The organism is Actinoplanes lobatus (assembly GCF_014205215.1).
Taxonomy (GTDB): Bacteria; Actinomycetota; Actinomycetes; order Mycobacteriales; family Micromonosporaceae; genus Actinoplanes; species Actinoplanes lobatus.
Window position 1 is genome coordinate 9,861,069 of record NZ_JACHNC010000001.1, and the last position, 18,146, is coordinate 9,879,214.

General features: G+C 71.2%; 10 protein-coding genes. 3 read left to right on the forward strand and 7 right to left on the reverse strand.

The features are described from left to right. The 3 genes from BJ964_RS44805 to BJ964_RS44815 all read right to left on the reverse strand — a co-directional run bounded on the left by BJ964_RS44805 (window position 1) and on the right by BJ964_RS44815 (window position 3,599). Window positions 1-1,023 (reverse strand): ABC transporter permease, encoded by a 1,023-nt coding sequence (locus tag BJ964_RS44805; protein ID WP_188126337.1) that lies wholly within the window; start codon window positions 1,021-1,023, stop codon window positions 1-3. Beyond that, complete coding sequence (locus tag BJ964_RS44810; RefSeq protein WP_188126338.1) at window positions 1,020-2,546, reverse strand: sugar ABC transporter ATP-binding protein; 1,527 nt, start codon at window positions 2,544-2,546, stop codon at window positions 1,020-1,022. The genes BJ964_RS44805 and BJ964_RS44810 overlap by 4 nt, the downstream gene beginning before the upstream one ends. 69 nt (window positions 2,547-2,615) lie before the next feature. Further along, complete coding sequence (locus BJ964_RS44815; RefSeq protein ID WP_188126339.1) at window positions 2,616-3,599, reverse strand: ABC transporter substrate-binding protein; 984 nt, start codon at window positions 3,597-3,599, stop codon at window positions 2,616-2,618. Window positions 3,600-3,919: 320 nt separating this feature from the next. On the opposite strand from BJ964_RS44815, the gene BJ964_RS44820 reads away from it, so the two are divergent. The 3 genes from BJ964_RS44820 (at window position 3,920) to araD (ending at window position 6,198) form a co-directional block, all read left to right on the forward strand. Then, on the forward strand, window positions 3,920-4,912 hold the full coding sequence (locus tag BJ964_RS44820) for a LacI family DNA-binding transcriptional regulator (RefSeq protein ID WP_188126340.1): 993 nt from the start codon (window positions 3,920-3,922) through the stop codon (window positions 4,910-4,912). Between the two features lie 72 nt (window positions 4,913-4,984). Continuing rightward, on the forward strand, window positions 4,985-5,407 hold the full coding sequence (locus BJ964_RS44825; RefSeq protein ID WP_188126341.1) for a hypothetical protein: 423 nt from the start codon (window positions 4,985-4,987) through the stop codon (window positions 5,405-5,407). An 83-nt stretch (window positions 5,408-5,490) separates the two neighbouring features. Then, window positions 5,491-6,198 carry an L-ribulose-5-phosphate 4-epimerase AraD gene (gene araD / locus BJ964_RS44830; RefSeq protein ID WP_188126342.1) on the forward strand — a complete coding sequence of 236 codons (708 nt, stop codon included), beginning with the start codon at window positions 5,491-5,493 and terminating at the stop codon, window positions 6,196-6,198. A gap of 1,086 nt (window positions 6,199-7,284) precedes the next feature. Here araD and pstS read toward each other — a convergent pair. From pstS to BJ964_RS44850, 4 genes are all read right to left on the reverse strand, one after another. Continuing rightward, window positions 7,285-8,358 carry a phosphate ABC transporter substrate-binding protein PstS gene (pstS, locus tag BJ964_RS44835; RefSeq protein ID WP_188126343.1) on the reverse strand — a complete coding sequence of 358 codons (1,074 nt, stop codon included), beginning with the start codon at window positions 8,356-8,358 and terminating at the stop codon, window positions 7,285-7,287. Further along, window positions 8,355-9,701, reverse strand: a complete 1,347-nt coding sequence (locus BJ964_RS44840) for a hypothetical protein (protein ID WP_229807130.1) — start codon at window positions 9,699-9,701, stop codon at window positions 8,355-8,357. The genes pstS and BJ964_RS44840 overlap by 4 nt, the downstream gene beginning before the upstream one ends. 76 nt (window positions 9,702-9,777) lie before the next feature. Further along, window positions 9,778-10,980 (reverse strand): esterase-like activity of phytase family protein, encoded by a 1,203-nt coding sequence (locus BJ964_RS44845; RefSeq protein WP_188126344.1) that lies wholly within the window; start codon window positions 10,978-10,980, stop codon window positions 9,778-9,780. Between the two features lie 102 nt (window positions 10,981-11,082). After that, on the reverse strand, window positions 11,083-18,102 hold the full coding sequence (locus BJ964_RS44850; protein WP_188126345.1) for a DUF4011 domain-containing protein: 7,020 nt from the start codon (window positions 18,100-18,102) through the stop codon (window positions 11,083-11,085). Window positions 18,103-18,146: the final 44 nt, after the last annotated feature.

An 18,146-nucleotide genomic window follows, 5' to 3' on the forward strand; every position in this document is an offset into this window, starting at 1 on the left:
TCACGCGGGAACCTCCGCTCGGGCGGCACTACTCGGGGTGAGTCGCCCGAAGACCTTCTCCCGGAGGGTCGGCGACTGGAACAGACAGAGCGCCACCACGACGACCGCCTTGAACAGCAGGTTCGCCTCGGACGGGATGCCGACCGCGACCACCGTGACGGCGAGCGTCTGGATCAGGACGGCGCCCAGCACGGTGCCGGCGATCGAGAACCGGCCGCCGACCAGGGCGGTGCCACCGATCACCACGGCCAGGATGGCGTCGAGCTCGATGAGGTTGCCGGCCGAGATGCTGTCCGCGCTCTTGATGTTGGCGCTGTAGATCAGGCCGGCGAGGCCGGCGAGACCGCCCGCCACCACGTACACCATGATCGTGATCCGCCGGGCGCCGATGCCGGCCAGCCGGCTCGCCGTGGGGCTGCCGCCGACCGACTCCAGCAGCAGGCCGAGCGCGGTGCGCCGGGTCAGCAGCAGGATCAGGACGGTGGCCGCCACCGCGATGAGCAGGGCCACCGGCAGGGCGACGAAGAAGCCCGAGGCGATGGTCGCGTACGGGCCGGACTGCACGTTGATGATCTGGCCGTCGGTGATCAGCTGGGCGATGCCGCGGCCGGCCACCATCAGGATGAGCGTCGCGATGATGGGCTGAATGCCGATGATCGCCACCAGGGCGCCGTTCCAGAGGCCCATGAGCATCGACACCGCGATCGCGATCGCGATGATCAGCAGCACCGATCCGACGCTGTTCTGGTCGTCGAGTTCCTGGATCAGCAGACAGGCCACGGCCGCGGAGATCGCCATCACCGAGCCGACCGAGAGGTCGATGCCGCCGGTCGAGATGACCAGCGTCATGCCGAGCCCGACCAGGATCAGCGGCGCGCTGTTGCGCAGGATGTCGATGAGGGTGCCGAACAGGTGCCCGTCCTGGATCGTGACGAACTGCCGCGAGGTGAACATGTTGACGACCAGCAGCACCACCAGGATCGCCGCTGGCCAGAACAGCCGGTTCTTGAAGATGCTGGTCATGAGGTTGCTCCGCTGGCGATGGTCTGCATGATGCGGTCGGCGTCCACGCCGGCGGTGTTCTCCAGCTCCTCGATCAGGCGGCGGTCACGCAGCACGCCGATCTTGTGGCTGAGCCGGAGGACCTCCTCCAGCTCGGCGCTGACGAACAGCACCGCCATGCCGCCGTCGGACAGTTCGGCCACCAGCCTCTGGATCTCCGCCTTGGCGCCGACGTCGATGCCACGGGTCGGCTCGTCGATGATCAGGAGCTTGGGCTCGGTGATCAGCCACCGGGCGAGCAGCACCTTCTGCTGGTTGCCGCCGCTGAGGTTGCGCACCGGGCGCTCCGGGTCGGCGGGCCGGATCTGGAGGGCCTTGATGTACTTGTCGACGATCTCGTCCTGCTTCTTGCGCGGGATCGGCCGGGTCCAGCCCCGGGTCGCCTGCAACGCCAGGACGATGTTCTCCCGCACGGTGAGGTCGCCGATGATGCCCTCGGTGCGCCGGTTCTCCGAGGAGAAGGCGATCCCCTGCTTCATCGCGACCTGCGGGTTGCGCAGGTTCACCGGCTTGCCGGCCATCGCCAGCTCACCCTGGTCGGCCTTGTCCGCGCCGAACAGCAGACGGGCCAGCTCGGTACGCCCGGACCCGAGCAGACCGGCCAGCCCGACCACCTCACCCTCGTGGATGGTCAGGTCGTACGGGGCGATCGCGCCGGTCCGGCCCAGCCCCTTGGCCTCCAGGACCGGCTTGGCCTCGGCCGCCCGCTCCCGGTTGCGCTGCGCCTTGTCCTCCAGGTCCTCCAGCGCCGCGAGCTCCTTGCCGATCATCTTCTCGATGAGCTGCACCTGGGACAGCTCCTCGACCCGGTGCTCGCTGATCAGCTGACCGTTGCGCAGCACGGTGAGCCGGTCGGAGACCTCGTAGATCTGGTCCAGGAAGTGCGAGACGAACAGGATCGCCACGCCGCTCTCCTTGAGCTGGCGCATCACCCGGAACAGCTGCTCCACTTCGGAGGCGTCCAGGCTGGAGGTCGGCTCGTCGAGGATCAGCACCCGCGCCTCGACGTCGACCGCCCGCGCGATCGCCACCATCTGCTGGATGGCCAGCGAGTACGAGCTGAGCGGCGCCGACACGTCGAGGTCGAGGTCGAGCCGGGCGAGCAGCTCCGCGGCACGGCGCCGCATCTTGCCCCATTGGATCTTGCCGAACCTGCGGGGCTCGCGGCCGATGAAGATGTTCTCCGCCACCGAGAGGTTGGTGCAGAGGTTGACCTCCTGGTAGACCGTGCTCACGCCGGCCTGCTGGGCCTGCAGCGGCCCGGAGATGCTCACCGGGGCGCCGCCCAGTTTGATCTCGCCGCCGTCGATCGTGTAGACGCCGGTCAGGGTCTTGATCAGGGTGGACTTGCCGGCCCCGTTCTCGCCCATGAGGGCGTGAACCTCACCCGGGAACATGCGGAAATCGACGCCGTCGAGGGCGACGACGCCGGGGAAGACTTTTCTGATCCCGGTCATCTCGAGGACCGGGGACTGCTCGCCCATTGAGTGCTCCGTTTCGAGCGCCGCAGGCGCCCCGGCCGGTGCCGGCCGGGGCGACCGCGAGCAGATCAATCAGTACTGGCGGGTGGGAAGCGCGGCCTTGGCCTGCTCCGTGTTGAAGGTGGTCTCCTCGGTCAGGACCCGCTTCTCCACCGTCTCGCCGGCGTCGACCTTCTTGGCCAGCTCCATCAGCTGCGGGCCGAGGAGCGGGCTGCACTCGACGATGAAGTTGATCTTGCCGTCGGCCAGGGCGGTCATGCCGTCCTTGACCGCGTCCACCGTGATGATCTTGATGTCGGCACCGGGCTTCTTGCCGGCCGCCTCGATCGCCTCGATGGCGCCGAGACCCATGTCGTCGTTGTGAGCGTAAAGCACGTCGATGTCCGGGACGGACTGCAGGAAGGTCTCCATGACCGTCTTGCCGTCGGCGCGCTTGAAGTCACCGGTCTGCGACTTCACGACCTTCAGGTTGGGGTTCGCCGTGATCGCGTCGGCGAAGCCCTTCTGCCGGTCCAGGGCCGGGGCCGAGCCCGTGGTGCCCTGGAGCTCGACGATGTTGACCGGCTCCTTCGCGTCCTTGTACTCGGCGGCCAGCCAGACGCCGGCCTTCTTGCCCTCCTCGACGAAGTCCGAGCCGATGAAGGACGCGTACAGCGAGGTGTCCTGCGCGTCGACGGCGCGGTCGGTCAGGATCACCGGGATGCCGGCGTCCTTGGCCTCCTTGAGCACCGCGTCCCAGCCGGAGACAACCACCGGCGAGAAGGCGATGACGTCGACCTTCTGCGTGATGAACGAGCGGATAGCGGAGATCTGGTTCTCCTGCTTACCCTGCGCGTCGGAGAACTTCAGCTCGATCCCGGCGGCCGCGGCCGAGTCCTGGATCGACTTGGTGTTCGCGGTACGCCAGCCGCTCTCGGCACCCACCTGGGAGAAACCGAGAACCAGCTTGTCGTCGCCGCCACCCTCGGACCCGCTGTCCCCGCCGCCGCAACCCGCGAGCGAGGAGACCAGCATGAGACCACCGAGGACCGCGGCCGCGTAGTTCCTGCGCACCATAACCTCCCGAAACTGTTACCGTTCACAAATAATTAGCGGCTGGCGCATCCACGCCCCAGGCCGCGAAGATCGCGGTGTGTTGCGATCGCCGTCACAGCTTGCGTTTCGAGAGTGTTACCGTTCTCATCCCGCTCGTCAAGAGATCCTGATCGCTGTTTCGTAAAGGTTGCAAGAACGCCCACGTCACCGCTGGTGATCGGACACAAGCTGCTAGGAATCATCCAATGGCGACATCTGAGCCGGCCCCGGGAGCTCCCGAAGCCACCGCTGACCTGCCCGTACCCGTCCCCCGGCGATCGCCCAAGGAGCGCGGGAGCGTCATGCGCGACGTGGCCAAACTGGCCGGTGTCTCGCACCAGACCGTCTCGCGGGTCATCAACGAGCATCCCAACGTTCGGGCGGAGACCCGGGAGCGCGTCCTGGCCGCGATGCGATCGCTCAACTACCGGCGGAACCTCGCCGCGCGGACCCTGGCCACCCGGGAGTCGCACACCCTCGGCATCGTCGGCTTCGAGACCACCCTGTTCGGGCCGGAGTCCATGCTGTACGGCATCGAGAGCGCCGCGCGTGCCGCCGGCTACCTGGTCAGCGTCGCCACCGTCCGGGACCTGTCGCACCGCCCCGTGCTCGAAGCCGTCGACCGCCTCGTCCAGCACGGCGTCGACGGGATCATCGCGATCGCCCCGAAGCCGGCCGTCACCACGGCGCTCACCCACGCCCCGGCCGGGATGGCGTGCGTCGCGGTCGGCGGGGACGGGCAGGCCGGCTTCCCGACCGTACGGGTGGACAACACCGCCGGCGCCCGTCTCGCCACCCGGCACCTGCTCGACCTCGGTCACGCCACCGTCCACCATGCCGCCGGCCCACTCGACTGGCCGGAGGCGCAGGCCCGGGTCGACGGCTGGCGCGAGACCCTGTACGCGGCCGGCGCCGTCGTACCGCCGGTGACCGCCGGCTGGTGGGACGCCGCCGCCGGCTACGAGCAGGGCCGCCGGCTGGCCGCCGACCCGGCGGTCACCGCGGTGTTCTGCGCCAACGACCGGATCGCCCTGGGCGTGCTGCGCGCCATGCACGAATCCGGCCGCCGGGTGCCCGAGGAGGTGAGTGTGGTCGGTTTCGACGACATGCCTGACTCGGGATATTTCCTACCTCCGCTCACCACCGTCCACCAGGACTTCGCCGAACTCGGCCGGCGGGCGCTCGCCCTGCTGCTGCGCCACCTGGACCTGCCCGACGGCGACACCCCACCGGACGGCGTGGTCGTCGCCCCCCGCCTCGTCCCCCGGACCAGCGCCGCGGCCCCGGCCGGGTGACGGACGGTTGCGTCCTGGCCACGGAGCACTACAGTCCGAGGAGTGCTCAACGACGAGAACGGACGGTGAACAGTGGCCTCCGGGGCGGGCGGGTGGTTCCGGCGCAAGGTGCCCCGGCTCTCCGGCACCCTGCACATCCGTGACGTCACCGGGCACGAGCTGGTCGTGCCGCTGCGGGGCCGCGCCTCGGTGCTGACCGCGGGCGGCACCGGCCTGCGCGGCTACGGTGAGGTCTGGGCCGTGCACACCACGGCCGGCAGCCCCACGGCGGAGACCCGGCTGATGATCGTCTACGGACACGGCGACGTCGAGGGCGAGCGCATGTCCGGGCTCTGCGCGGCCGGCGAGACCATCGAGCTCGACGGGGTCCGGTTCACCTGGCGCGCGCCGTCGCTGCCCTCCGCCTCCACCCGGGTCCCGCAGCCACGGCCACCGGCCGGGAACGTCCCCCGCCACCTGGAGCGCCCCGCCCGCCGAGCCGGAGTTGATCGCTAACATCCCCCGCGTTTCAGACTTGTGTCTTCACGCGGAAGATCTCTATCGTTAGCGCTAACAATGGCGGTCGAGGAGACGACGACGTGACTTACGGTTCACCGGACCTGCGCCGGGCCGTGCTGCTGGCCAACCAGATGATCCCGGCGGCCGGGCTCGCCCAGCTGACCTGGGGCAACGTCAGCGGCATCGACCGCGACGGCGGCTACTACCTGATCAAGCCGTCCGGCGTGGCGTACTCGGACCTCACCGAGGACGACATGGTCCCCGTCGACCTGGAGACCGGCAAGGTCATCGAGGGCGGCCTGCGCCCGTCCGTCGACAGCGAGAGCCACCGCGCCTTCTACCTCGCGTGGCCGTCGATCGGCGGCGTCACCCACACCCACTCGACGAACGCCGTCGCGTTCGCCCAGGCCGACCGCGACATCCCGGTCCTCGGCACCACACACGCCGACACCTTCGACGGCCCGGTCCCGGTCACCCGCGGCCTCACCCCCGACGAGTGCGCCACCGACTACGAGCTCAACACCGGCCGCGTCATCGTCGAACGCATCGGCGACGACACGGCCGCCGCCGGCATGCCGGCCGCGCTCGTCGCCAACCACGGCCCGTTCACGTGGGGCGCCACCCCGAAGAAGTCCGTCGAACACGGCATCATCCTCGAAGCGGTCGCCGAGATGGCCATCAAGACACTCGCCCTCAACCCGGCCGCCTCCACCCCGCCCCACCTCCAGGAACGCCACTTCAAACGCAAGCACGGCCCGGGCGCCTACTACGGCAACCCCCGCCCCTGACGCGCGTTCCCGGGTGGCCAACCTTCCCCTTCGCCCCGGCCACCCGGGAACTGTGCTCGATTGCTCCGCTTCGCTCCGCGGCAAAACGCTGGGCCTAATTGCTCCGCTTCGCTCCGCGGCAAAACGCCTTGTAACCGGTGTCGAGGCAGGTGATTTCCCGCCGCCAGCAAAACCCGCTGGCGTCGGCAAATCAGCTGCCTCGACACCGGCGGCGTTTTGCGGGTGTGTGTGTTGAGTGTGCCGCCGGCCCGTTTGGTGCCGGGCGCGTGTCGTTCTTCAAACCCTTTTCGGTACGGGCTACGCCGCACCCGGCGCAACAGGGCCGTCCCGCCGAGCTCCGCGATCCTCTGCCGGGTCGAGGCTGTGCCGCGACCGCCGGGCTGAGCTGCCCGATCACCCTCACCCCGCCTTCACGCGATCTTGGACGTTGCCCACCCGCTCGAGTCTTCTTCTTGGGTGTTTGCGGTTCTACGTCAAGCGGCCGGTCGGGCGAATCGCCGAATGGGTCCACCGTCCGCCGCGCTAGGCGGAAATGGGGTTTTCGCCGGAAACAGGTGCCCGTTTCACCCGTTTTTCATGCCGACATTGTGCGATCTTGAACGATTTGCCACCCGACAGAGTCTTCTTTCTGGCTGCCCACGGGCGAATCCGGAATCCCTCGTCCAGCGGACGCGTCACCCTGAGCGATCTTGGTCGATTTATCACCGTCTCGGGTGACCAATCGTTCAAGATCGCAGAGCGTCGGCATGCAAAGCGGGCGAAACGGGCATCTGTTCCCCGCGAAAGCCCCATTTCCACCTAGCGCGGCGGATGGCGGCCCCTTCGCCGATTCGCCCGACCAGGCGCTTGACGTCGAACCGCAAACGCCCAAGGAGAAGACTCTCCGGAGCGACAAAACGCCCAAGATCGCGTTACGCGTGTCAGCGAGGGCCGGCGGTGGGCGATCTGGGACGTTTGGTTACCGGATGGGGTGGTCAAACGTCCAAGGTCGTGTAGCGCGGGGTTGGCAAGCGCGAGCGTGGGCGATCTTGAGCCTTTGGCTGCCGGGTGAGGTGGCAAACCGTCCAAGATCGTCGCGAATGCGGGTCAGCGGAGGGTGGAGAGGGTCTGGGCCACCCGGTCGCGAAGGGCCGGGGGCAGCGGGGTGAAGCCGGCGTGTTCGGCGGCGGACTGGCCGGGGCCGCTCGCCGCGTAGGCGAGGAAGCTGACCGCGGTCTCGGTGACGGAACCGCGGCACACCAGCTCGTAGGTGACCGACACGATGGGGTAGGCGCCGCCGGGCGCGGAGGCGTGGTCGATCTCCAGGCGCAGGTCGCCGCCGGTGCCGGTGACCTGAGCGGCGGCCACCGTGAGGCCGGCGGCGTGGTCGGACGGGCCGGTGAACCGGCCGTCCGCGGTGCCCACCTGGACGGTCGCCAGCGAGTCCACCCGCGCGTAGGAGAACTCCACGTACCCGATCGCCCCGTCGGTGCGGGCGATCGCGGCGGCGGCCCGCTGGCTGCCCCGGTACCCGGTGCCGCCGGGGACGGGCCAGTCGCCGCCGGTTCCGTGCGGCCAGTCGGCGGGGGCCGACGCCGCCAGGTAACGCAGCAGGTTGTCGGTGGTGCCGGAGCCGTCCGAGCGGTGGACGACCCGGATCCTCGTGGCGGGCAGGGCGGCGCCCGGGTTGTCAGCGGCGATGGCCGGGTCGTTCCAGGCGGTGATCCGGCCACCGAAGATCTTCGCGATGGTGGCCGGGGTGAGCCGCAGTTCCCCGACGCCGGCCACGTTGTAGGCGAGCGCGATCGGCCCGATCACCAACGGCAGGTGTACGGCCGGGCCGCTGCCGCACCGCCGATCCGCCAGGCTCTGATCAGATCCGGACAGCGGGGTGTCGGTCCCGGCGAAGTCACCGGTCCCGGCGAGGAAGGCCTTCACACCGGCGCCGGAGCCGGTGCTCGCGTACTCGATGGACGCGTCGGGGCAGGCGATCTGATAGCCCTTGATCCAGGCGTTGACCGCGTTGGTCTGCGCCGACGACCCCTGCCCGGCCACGGTGCCGGCCGCACAGGAGAACGGCGGCGCGGCCGGTGCGGCGGGCGCCTCGCAGCCGGTCAGCGCGAGCAGCCCCACGACCGCGAGGATCCGCGATCTCCTTCGGACGTTCGGAGACGGGGTCATCGGTATTCCGCCAATCGCCGGCGTACCCCGTACGGGATCAGAAGAGCGATCAGCGTGAGGGTCACGACGGGCAGGACCACCCACCCGGTCGTGGTGCTCTCCGCGGCGCGCAGCGCCCGGTCGAACTCCTGCTTGCGCGTCTCGGTGACGCCCGCCAGCGCCGCGTCGAAGTAGGCGAAGTCGAAGGCCGCGTCGCCCCGCCGGATGCCGGTCAGCAGCCGTACCGCCTCGGCGGTCCGGCCGTCGTCGGCCAGGGTGAGGATGCGCTCGTGGCCGGTCCGGTAGGCGGTCCACCGGTCGGCCGTCTCGGTTCCGGCCAGGCGGATGAGACCGCCGTGGGGCGAGGCGGCGGCCGGCTCGTTCTCCCAGGTGACGAGCGAGCGGCAGGCGGGCGTACCGGTGAGGCACGCCGACTTGCCGTCGAAATCGTCCCGGTAGTAGGCCAGATTGGCGCTGACCACATACCGCCCGGTGTCGGCGGCGGCGTCGTAGCCCAGCGCGCGCAGTTCGGAGAGTGCCAGGTAGGGGCCGAGGCCACGGTCCCGGCCGTCGGCGAGCTGCCCGGACTGGGCGTGCAGGACCACGATCGAGGCGAGCGCCAGGATCGCGCCGAGGACGGTCGCCACGGCGAGCGGTGGGCTCCACGTCCGGCGGAAGCGGCGGGCCAGCCAGATCTGGAGGCCGAGGAGGAGCCCGAGGAGCGCGCCGCCGCAGAGCAGGACGAGGGCCACCCCGGTGCCTTCGGTGGCGGTTTTCCGGGCGTACGCGTCATCGAGCCGTTCCGTACCCGCCTCCCGCAGCTGCCGGGCGGCCGGGAGCAGCCGTTGATGCAGCAGGTTGGTGGCCTGGGTGTAGTAGCCGAGGGCGTCCGGGGCGAGCCGCCCGGCGCCGGCGGCGGGGGTGGCGGCCTGGGCGGTGACGGCCTGCCCGACCCGCTGCCGGTAGACGGCGAGCCCGTCCATCAGGTCGAGCACGATCGCCCGCTCGGCCTCCCCGGCGCCGGTGGTCAGCGACCGTTGCAGGTCCTGGTCCACCTGGTGGCCGCGGTCCCGGTAGGCGCCGAGCGCGTCGATCCGGCTGCCGGCCAGCTCATCGCTGTCACCGGCCAGCAGGATCCGGGTGACCTGGGCGTCCAGGTCGCTGAGGGCGAAGTAGAGGTCGGCGGCGGTGGCGGCCTGCGGGGCGGCTTCCCGGCCGATGACCCCGATCTGGTCACGCACCTGGGCCATCACCAGGCTGACCGAGAGCAGCAGCACGACGGCCGCACACACCGCGGAGGCGGTCCACAGTCTCAGGCGTGCCGGTGTCTCGTTCCGGAACATCGCCTCGATAAACGCGGGCACGCCGTCAAGGTAAGCCATTACCGCAATTCCCCGACGGCGCGCCCGGTCGTTTCCTATTCGTTTACCGTACGTCTATCTAGCGGCCGTGAGCTGGAAAGATGCGCTTGTCCGGGTGCAACGAGGAGGGCAGCGCAATGGTGATCCACTCATTGTTGTCGGCCACTCCGGCGGTCCGCCCACTGGAGAAGGGGAAGTTGTTGTCGTTCAATACCGCGACGGTCTTCTCGTCCAGGACGACCACGTCCTCGATGGTCTGGAACGGGAAGGTGAAGGTCTCGCCGAAGCCGGCCAGCTTCCGCGGGTCGGCGATGTTCATCAGGTCGACGAGAAGGGTCTTGTCGAGCAGCCCGTCGGAGTCCCGGTCCCGCTTGTCGGCGAGGTAGAGCCGCTTGATCACGGCGGTGGCGCCCTGACCACCGTCCCGCTCGATGATCAGGAACCGGTTCTGGTCGATCGCGATGGCGTCGCCGATGGCCAGGTTGGGCGCGCCGAGCCGGTAGACGTACCGCTTGCCGGTGTACTTCCCGGTGCGGGTGTCGAACTCGTTGAGCCGCAGGTCGCCCGCCGTGTCACCGGTGACCGTGCCCTCCAGCAGCGCGTACAGGTGACGGCCGTCGGGCGACTTCGCCAGCCCCTCGAAGCCCTTGCTGCTGCCGAGGTTCGCGGTGGCGCCGGTCCGGGTGGCGGTCTCCGGGGCGGTCACGCCGTCGAGCGGGACCGGCGCCGAGAGCAGACGGCCGGCCCGGTCGAAATGCAGCAGGTACGGGCCGAACTCGTCACCGATCCAGTAGCCGCCGGACGAGTCCCCGACGATCGACTCGACGTCGAAGTCGGCCCCGGTGAGCACCCGGTCCTCGCGGGTCAGCTTCCACGGCACCCGCTTGCCGGGGTCGGTCAGGTTGATGCCGCCGACCACGTCGACCGTGCCGGTGGCGAAGGCCGGGGCCAGCCGCTGGACGCGCAGCAGGAAGTCGCCCGAGTTCGCCTGGTTGCCGTAGCCGTTGTCGGAGAGCACGCCGAAGGTGCCGTCGCCGTTGTTCACGATGCCGGAGAAGCCCTGCACCGGCTGGTCGGCGAAGGGCACCGCGTACCCGTTGGTGTTGCCGGTGATCAGGCTGCCGGACGGCTCGCTGCCGGGCACGAAGGTGGCGGCGGGCAGCGAGGCGAACCCGGTCAGGGTCGGGGTGGTGACCTTCGCATGCCCGCTGGCCTGCGCCGCGCCGGCCAGCGTCACGGTCAGCACCAGCGCCAGCGATCCGCTCTGAATGGTCTTTCGCATGTGGCCGGACCTTAGGGAGCACGGATGAACCGCGGCCGACGGTACGGTAGCGGCCGGTCTGCGCCGAGGCACACGCCCGGAGCCACCCGCCGCGATCACCCGTCAGGTACGGGACCGGCGCCGGCTCGACCGGCCCGGGACGGCGTCGTGCCGCGGCAGCGACAGCGGATCCGGCAGATCGTGTGCGGCGCTGAGCCCGTCGGCTCGGCGCAGCAGCCGCCCGTCGGCGACCAGGCCGGCGATGATCGTGGTGAGCCGGGCGTCCACCCCGGTCGACCGCCGCGACGCCCAGCCGTAGAGGCGTCCGGTCGCGGCGAGCAGCCCGTCCACGTCGATCGCGCCCGCATCGACGACCAGCTGTTCCAGGGCGATCCTCAGCTCCGAGTCGGCGATCTGGTCCGCCTTGCGGGCCACCCCCTCGGCCCGCAACCGCACCACCGGCGCCAGCTGGCCGGGGTCGCTGAGGAACTCGCCGTCCCACCCCACCCCGGACTCGTCGATGGCCGCGTCCACGACAGCCCGCGCCTGCTTCGTGATCCGGGTCAGCGCCCACTGTTCACGCATCCGTTGCAGCGCGATCGTGATGTGGACCGGCCCCTCCACCTCGGCGATCCGCCGGATCGCCTCGACGATCCGCTCGCGGGTGCCCGCGTCGGTGAGACCGGCTCCGGCCGGGAGCGGGGCGAGTTCCGCTGTCCGGTACGGCTGAGCCCACTCCTCCGGCCCGTGCCCACCCTTCACGGCCGCGCCGCCGGTCCCCTTCCGGGAGGCGCCCTCGGTGGACTTCCTCGCCTCGGCCGACCGGGTCCGCACCGCGGCCTCCCGGGCCCGCACCATCTGCTCGGCGAGCGACGCCTGCCGGGCCAGCCCCGCTTCCCGGGCCCGCTCCCTTTCCCGCGCCCGTTCCGCCGCCTCGGCCCCCGCCACGTCCTCCCTGCTCACCCTTTCGAAGACGGCGGGAGCAACGTTCATCCCGGCCTCTTCCCCCATTTCGGTACGGGTGACGCGCCCGAGAACCGCCCCGGTCCCGTCCTCGGCGGCGGTCTCCTGATCCCGGCTCACCCGCTCGAAGACAGCTGGCGAGACACGGGGCTCCCCAGCCCTCGCCGAACCGATGCCCGGCTCGTCTGCCCTGCTCACACGCTTGAAGACAACCGGCGAGACACGGGGGCCCTCGGCCGGGCCCATCGCATCGGAATCCGCATGGGACGGCGCCTCCCGGCCGGCGTCCCCGGCGGGGCCGTCTGGCTCGTCCGTGTGGCTCACCCGCTCGAACGCCGAGCGTGCGACCCCCGGCTCCGTCCGGCTGACGCGTTCGAAGACCGGGCGGGTCACCTGTGGCTCGCCGGTCTCCCCCGCCCCGCGCTCGAACAGCATCGAACCCGAGGAGGGCTGCCCGGACCGTTCCCTCCGCTCGTACACCACCCGCGGGGCGCGCGGCTCCCCGGCCGCGCGTTCGAAGAGCACGGAGCCCACCGAGCCCTGCTCGGCCCGGCTGACCCGCTCGAACACGGCGGCCACGATTCGCGGCTCGTCGTCGGCCGGTTCCGCGAAGCCGGCCGGCCTCTCGGCAGCCGATTCCGCGAAAGCGCCCGTTCCTTCGGCCGCGGGTTCGAGATCGGGCTCGGCCATCGCCGGAACCTGATCCGGCGATACCGGCCACATGTGGGCCCGGCTGACCCGCTCGAACGCTGGAACCTGCTCCTCCTGGGCAACCGAACCGGCCGACGCGGCCGAACCGGCGGCGGCCGGGCCGGTGGGTGCGGCGGTGAAGGGCTGCTCCTGGCCGGGGCCGATCCGCACGCCGGGCTCCGACGGCTCGTCCGGCCAGGTCGGCCACGCGGGCCCCCGGTCCGGTTCGGCGGCCGGCATCTCCCCGGCCCGGGAAGCGGGAACGCCGTCCCACTCCTCGGCGGCGTGCTGTTCGACGTCCTCGGCCCCGGCCCGGTAGGCGTCCGCCTCCTCGCCGACCTCGGCGATCGCCTCGGCCACGGTTTCGGCCACCTCCTCGGCGAATTCCTCCACCTCGGCGTCGAACGCGTCGTCCTCGACGGGGATGGGGGTCGCCATGTCGACGGTCATGTCCAGGTCGACGTCGGCGACCGTCCCGAAGTCCGGTTCCGACGCCGCGAGGTCCTCCTCCGATTCGCCGAACCCGTCCGGGATCCCGGCCATCGGCAGATCCGTGGCCTGACCGGCCTCCTCCGGACCGGATCCGGCCGGGGCCAGATCGAACAGATCCTCGGCATACCCGGCAACGGAACCGCCTGCCGCGTAATCCGGCACCAAATCCTCATACCCGCCGGTGGAGACGATCGCCGCATAGTCCGGCACCTGCTCGGCGTACCCCTCTGAGGTGACAGTGACCGGCTCGCGCTGCTCGGCCCACGTCTCGCCGCCGGCGGCGTCCCCGACCTCGACGGTCAGTTCGGGCGCCGCGTCCTCCGGTGGCAGGCCGGCCAGCGCCTGCTCGATGGCGGCCTGTAGGCGCTGTTCCTCGCGTTCCCGGTCGAGGTACCAGGCGGTGCCCCAGATCCGGTGCAGCCGCCAGCCGTGGTCGCGCAGCACCTGCTCGCGGAGCCGGTCGCGGTCGCGGGCGGCGGGCGCCGAGTCGTAGGTGGTTCCGTCGCACTCGATGCCGAGCACGAACGGCGCGTTGCGGCGGGGCGAGCGGCATACCGCCAGGTCGATGCGGAAGGCGCCGGTGCCGACCCGGGTACGCACCCGGTAGCCCCAGGACCGCACCACGTCGCGGACCGACTCCTCGAACGGGGTCTGTCCCTCGGGGCCCGGCTCGTCGAGGCCGAGTGCCGCCTCGCCGCGGGTCGCGTAGTCGAGGTATCCGGCGAGCGGGCGCATCTCCTCGGTGTCGGGCAGGTCGTGGGCCCGGATCGAGGAGATCACCTCGATCCGGCGGGCGGCCCGGGTGGTGGCGACGTTGAGCCGCCGCCAGCCGTCGGCGCCGGCCAGTCCGCCCAGTTCGGCGCCGATGGCGAGGATGATCACGTCGCGTTCGTCGCCCTGGACGGTGTCCAGGTCCTTGACGAAGAAGCCGCGGAGCCGGTCGTGTTCCGGCGGGATGACCATGTCGGCGACGGCGGTCTCGATCTCGGCGGCGAGTTCGGGGGTGCAGGCGATGACGCCGAGGGAGAGTTCGGGGCGGGTGACGAAGTGGTGCGCGACCCGCCCGGCGACCATCCCGGCCACGTCGTGCTCGCCGGTGCCGGTGTCGGTGTCGGCCGGGAAGAGCTGGACGCCGGTGTCCGGTCCGGCCGGCGCGACCGGCGGGAAGGTGTTGAGCGCCCGCTGGTAGAAGGTGTGGTTGGCGAAGGTGATCAGCGACTCGTGCCGGCTGCGGTAGTGGGTGCCCAGGTCGAGGACTCCGAACGCGGCGCAGCCGATGGCGAGTTCGAGGATGGACCGGCCGCCGCCGGGGGTGGGCAGGGCGGTGAGCTGCCGGTCGTCGCCGGCCACGATGAACGAGGCGCCGCGGAAGACGCAGGTGACGGCATCCGGGATGGGTACCCGGGACGCCTCGTCGATGATCACCACGTCGAAGATCAGGTCGGCGGGCAGCAGGCGGCTGACATCGGCCGGCACGGTGAGCACGCAGGGTTTGACCGCGAGGGTGGCGTTGCGGGTCTGCCCGATCAGATCGCGAACCGGCAGGCGGCGGGCGGTCTGTGCGGCGGAGGTCCGCAGCAGGGCGGCCTCGCCGGCGACGGCGCCGGTCGGCTGGAGTTCGTCGACGGCGTTCATCACGTCGGCGGCCGCGGCGCGTTGCAGTCGCTCGTCCCAGTGGCGGAACTCCTCGACCAGCCGTTCGCGGGCGGCGGCGTCGAGCGGTGGGAGTCGGTCGTCCTCGCGGATCGCGGTGTCCACCCAGGACTGGAAGAGGGCGCGCCCGAGCACCGGCAGGATCTGCGCGACCGGCAGGTCCTCGCGGGCGCAGAAGTCGATGACGGCGTCCAGCCCGTGTTCGGTCAGGACGGTACGGGCGGCCTGGTACTCGAACCACTCCTGCTGCCCGTCGCCGTCCTCGATCAGCGCCCGGATCAGTTTCCCGGCCTGCTCGTAGTCGTCCAGGGCGGCGGTCAGCGACGGGTGCCGGCGCGGGGCGAAGGCGCGCAGGAGCCAGTCCCGGGCGGCCTGCCATTCGGCGACCCGGGAGGGCAGCGCGTCGGTGGGCCGGGATCGGGACAGGGCGGCGGCCTGCGCGGGGGTGAACGCCGTGTCGGCGCCGGTCCGGATGCTGCGGGCCTCGGCGGTCCAGGCCATCGCGGAGGCCAGTGCCTCGACGTCGGTCTGGATGCCCTGGAACACCGGCCCGAGCACCCGGCCGTACCCGCCGGCGTCGGCGGACAGGACGGCGGCCGCGTCGGCGGCGCTCTCCCGCAGCATGCCGATGGCGGCCGACTCGGCGAGGGTGAAGTCCCGTCCGGCGGCCGCGCTGTAGGCTTGGACGAGTTCGGCCGCGGCGGTCAGTGGGTCGACGTGTGAGCGCAACCAGGTGATCGCGTCGTGGATCGGCCCGGCGGCGAGCTGTGGCCGGGGCGCGGGCTCGGGTGGCGGGTGCAGGGCGGCGGTCCATCGGTCGAATTCCTGGCCGGCCTCGCTGACGATCCGGATGATCGCGTTGTTCGGGGTGGCGGCGCTGACCCGTTCGGTGACGGCGGGCAGGGCCTCCGGCGGGGTCACCCGCATCACCTCGTCGGCGGTGTCGAGGGCCCGCTCGATGGCGTCGAAGTCGGTGTCCAGGCGGCGCCAGTGGCGGCCCAGGATCCGGGCGTGTTCCTCTTCCGCCTGGTCCAGCTTCTCTGTCGACTTCTTCCAGGCGGACGCGGCGCCGAGGTTGGCGACCACCTGCGAGCGTCTGACGTCCGGCCGGCCGATCTCGGCGGCCGCCCTCCGGTCCCGCCGGTAGGGCGCCCGAAGTTTCCGAAGTCCCTTGTGCACGGTGGCGAACCGGGTGGCCAGTTCGTCGACCGGGTGGGCGAGCGCCGTCTCGTTGAAGTGCTCGCGCGCCCTGGACTCGGTGGCCCTGGCCACCTCGACGGCGCGGCGCAGGATCCGGGCGGCGGTGCGGGCGTTCGCCATCCCGGCCGGGCTGAACCAGGTGGGCTCCGGTTTGTCGGGCCGGGTCAGCAGGCCGACGATGTCGGAGACCCGGTGGATGTCGGAGAAGGCGATCACGTTGGGCAGCCCGAGCCGGGCGGTGACCCGGTCCAGGCTGTGCTGATGCTGTTCCAGCCGGTCGGCCTCCTCGGCGAAGCGGCGGGCCAGGCCGCGGGCCTGGGCGGCGGTGAGCGGCAGCAGTTCGATCGCCGGCGGGTCGAGGTGTACGAGGGTCGGCACGATCGGCAGCTTGCCGGGGATGGGCAGCGACTCCCAGGTGACGCCGGATCGTGCCCGGACCGCTTCCCCGGCCTGGTGCAGTGCCTCGAGGTGGTGCAGCAGGTTCTCGGCGGCGCGGGCCACCGGTTCCAGGCTGTCCATGATGAGCCACTCGTCGGCGGCTTCGGCGGGGCGGCGGGCGGCGTGGCCGATCAGGGTGGTGAGGGCGATCGCGTCGGCCAGGTCGCGGGGCCGGAAGGCGGACGCCATCGGGTCCGTGCCGACCGCTCCGGCGAGGTGGTCGAGGGCGGTCTGTGCCTGGTGCAGGCGGGCGTCGAGCCGGTTGTGGTCGATCACCTCACGCCACAGGAAGTCCTCGCCCTGCAACGCGGGACGCCAGGCGCGGCCGATCCGTTCGGCGGCGTCGCGGACGGTCTGCAACGACTGGGTGGTGAGCGGGACCGGGAGGGCCGGCGGGACGGGGGCGGGCGGTACGTCGATCATCTGCGCGCACATGCCGAGGACGTCGTGCAGGCGGTGGCCGAGCGGTTCGCGGACCTCGTTCATCGCCTCGGCGTACGCGTTGAGCCGTATCCGGTGGTCGCGCAGTTCCTCCCGCTCGTCGGTGGACAGGCCGGGCGGTGGGAGCGGGATGAAGTCGAGGGCGGCGGCGAGGGTGGTCGCGACCCGGTCGCGGCCGCTGTGTTCGCTGTGCAGTTCGAGCAGGTAGTCGTCGAGCCCGACGCCGGCCAGCCGCTCCTTGACCACGTCCAGGGCGGCGGCCTTCTCGGAGACCAGCAGGACCCGTTTCCCGGCGAAGATCAGGCCGGCGATCATGTTGGCGATGGTCTGCGACTTGCCGGTGCCGGGGGCGCCGCGCATCACGAAGCTGCGGCCGGACATGGCGGCCGCGATGCAGGCCCGCTGGGCGGCGTCGGCGTCGAGGACGAGCGGGACGTCGTCGGGTGAGGCGACGTCGTCGATGCGCCGGCCGGGGATCGGCTCGAACTTGAACGCGTCGATCTGCGCCCGGGCGTCGGTGGCCAGCGCGCGGACCACCGGGTGGGCGAGGATCTGCCGCTCGTTGTCGACCAGGTCCTGGTAGACGACCTCGCGGTGGACGGTGAACCGGGACAGCAGGATGGCCTCGTCGGTGTGCCACTCCTGGTGCCCGCTGATCGCGGCGTCCAGCCGGGCCCAGAAGACGGTGACGTCGAGGCCGGTCAGGCTCTCGACGGCGGGCAGTTCGACGCCCATCCGCTTGAGCCGGACGGCGAGCGCCGGGTTGACCAGCGGATCGTCCGGGCGGGCGCGCAGCCGGGGGTAGTCCAGCGGGCCGGTGCTGACCAGGTCCACCGGGAGCAGCAGGATCGGGCTGGCGTACTCACGCTGGTCGTCCGCCCAGTGCAGGGTGCCGACGGCGAGGAAGAGCGTGGACATGCCGTACTCGAGCTCGTCGCGGTGGGCCCGGCGGCTGAGCACGCGCAGGGTGGCGTCCATCTCGGCGTCGGTCATGTGGGTCTGGAAGGCGTTGGTGACCCGTGGCCGGGGTCCCTCCGCCTGTTCCTCGACGCCGAGGAAGCCGCACTCGCGGCCCTGCTGGAGGGCTTCGAGGACGCTGCGTGGTGAGGGGTCGTCGATCGCCACCACGCCGGCGCCCCACGGGTCGACGTGGATGAGCGGGTTGATGGCGCTGAGGTCGAGCAGACCGGTACGCCAGGTCTCCAGCACTCCGCGTACGCGCGCATCCGGCCGCCCGGTCAGCCCGTCAGCATCATCCCACCGCATCTCCTCATTCCAGCAAGGCGAGGTGGGTCACCGTGCCGTTTTTC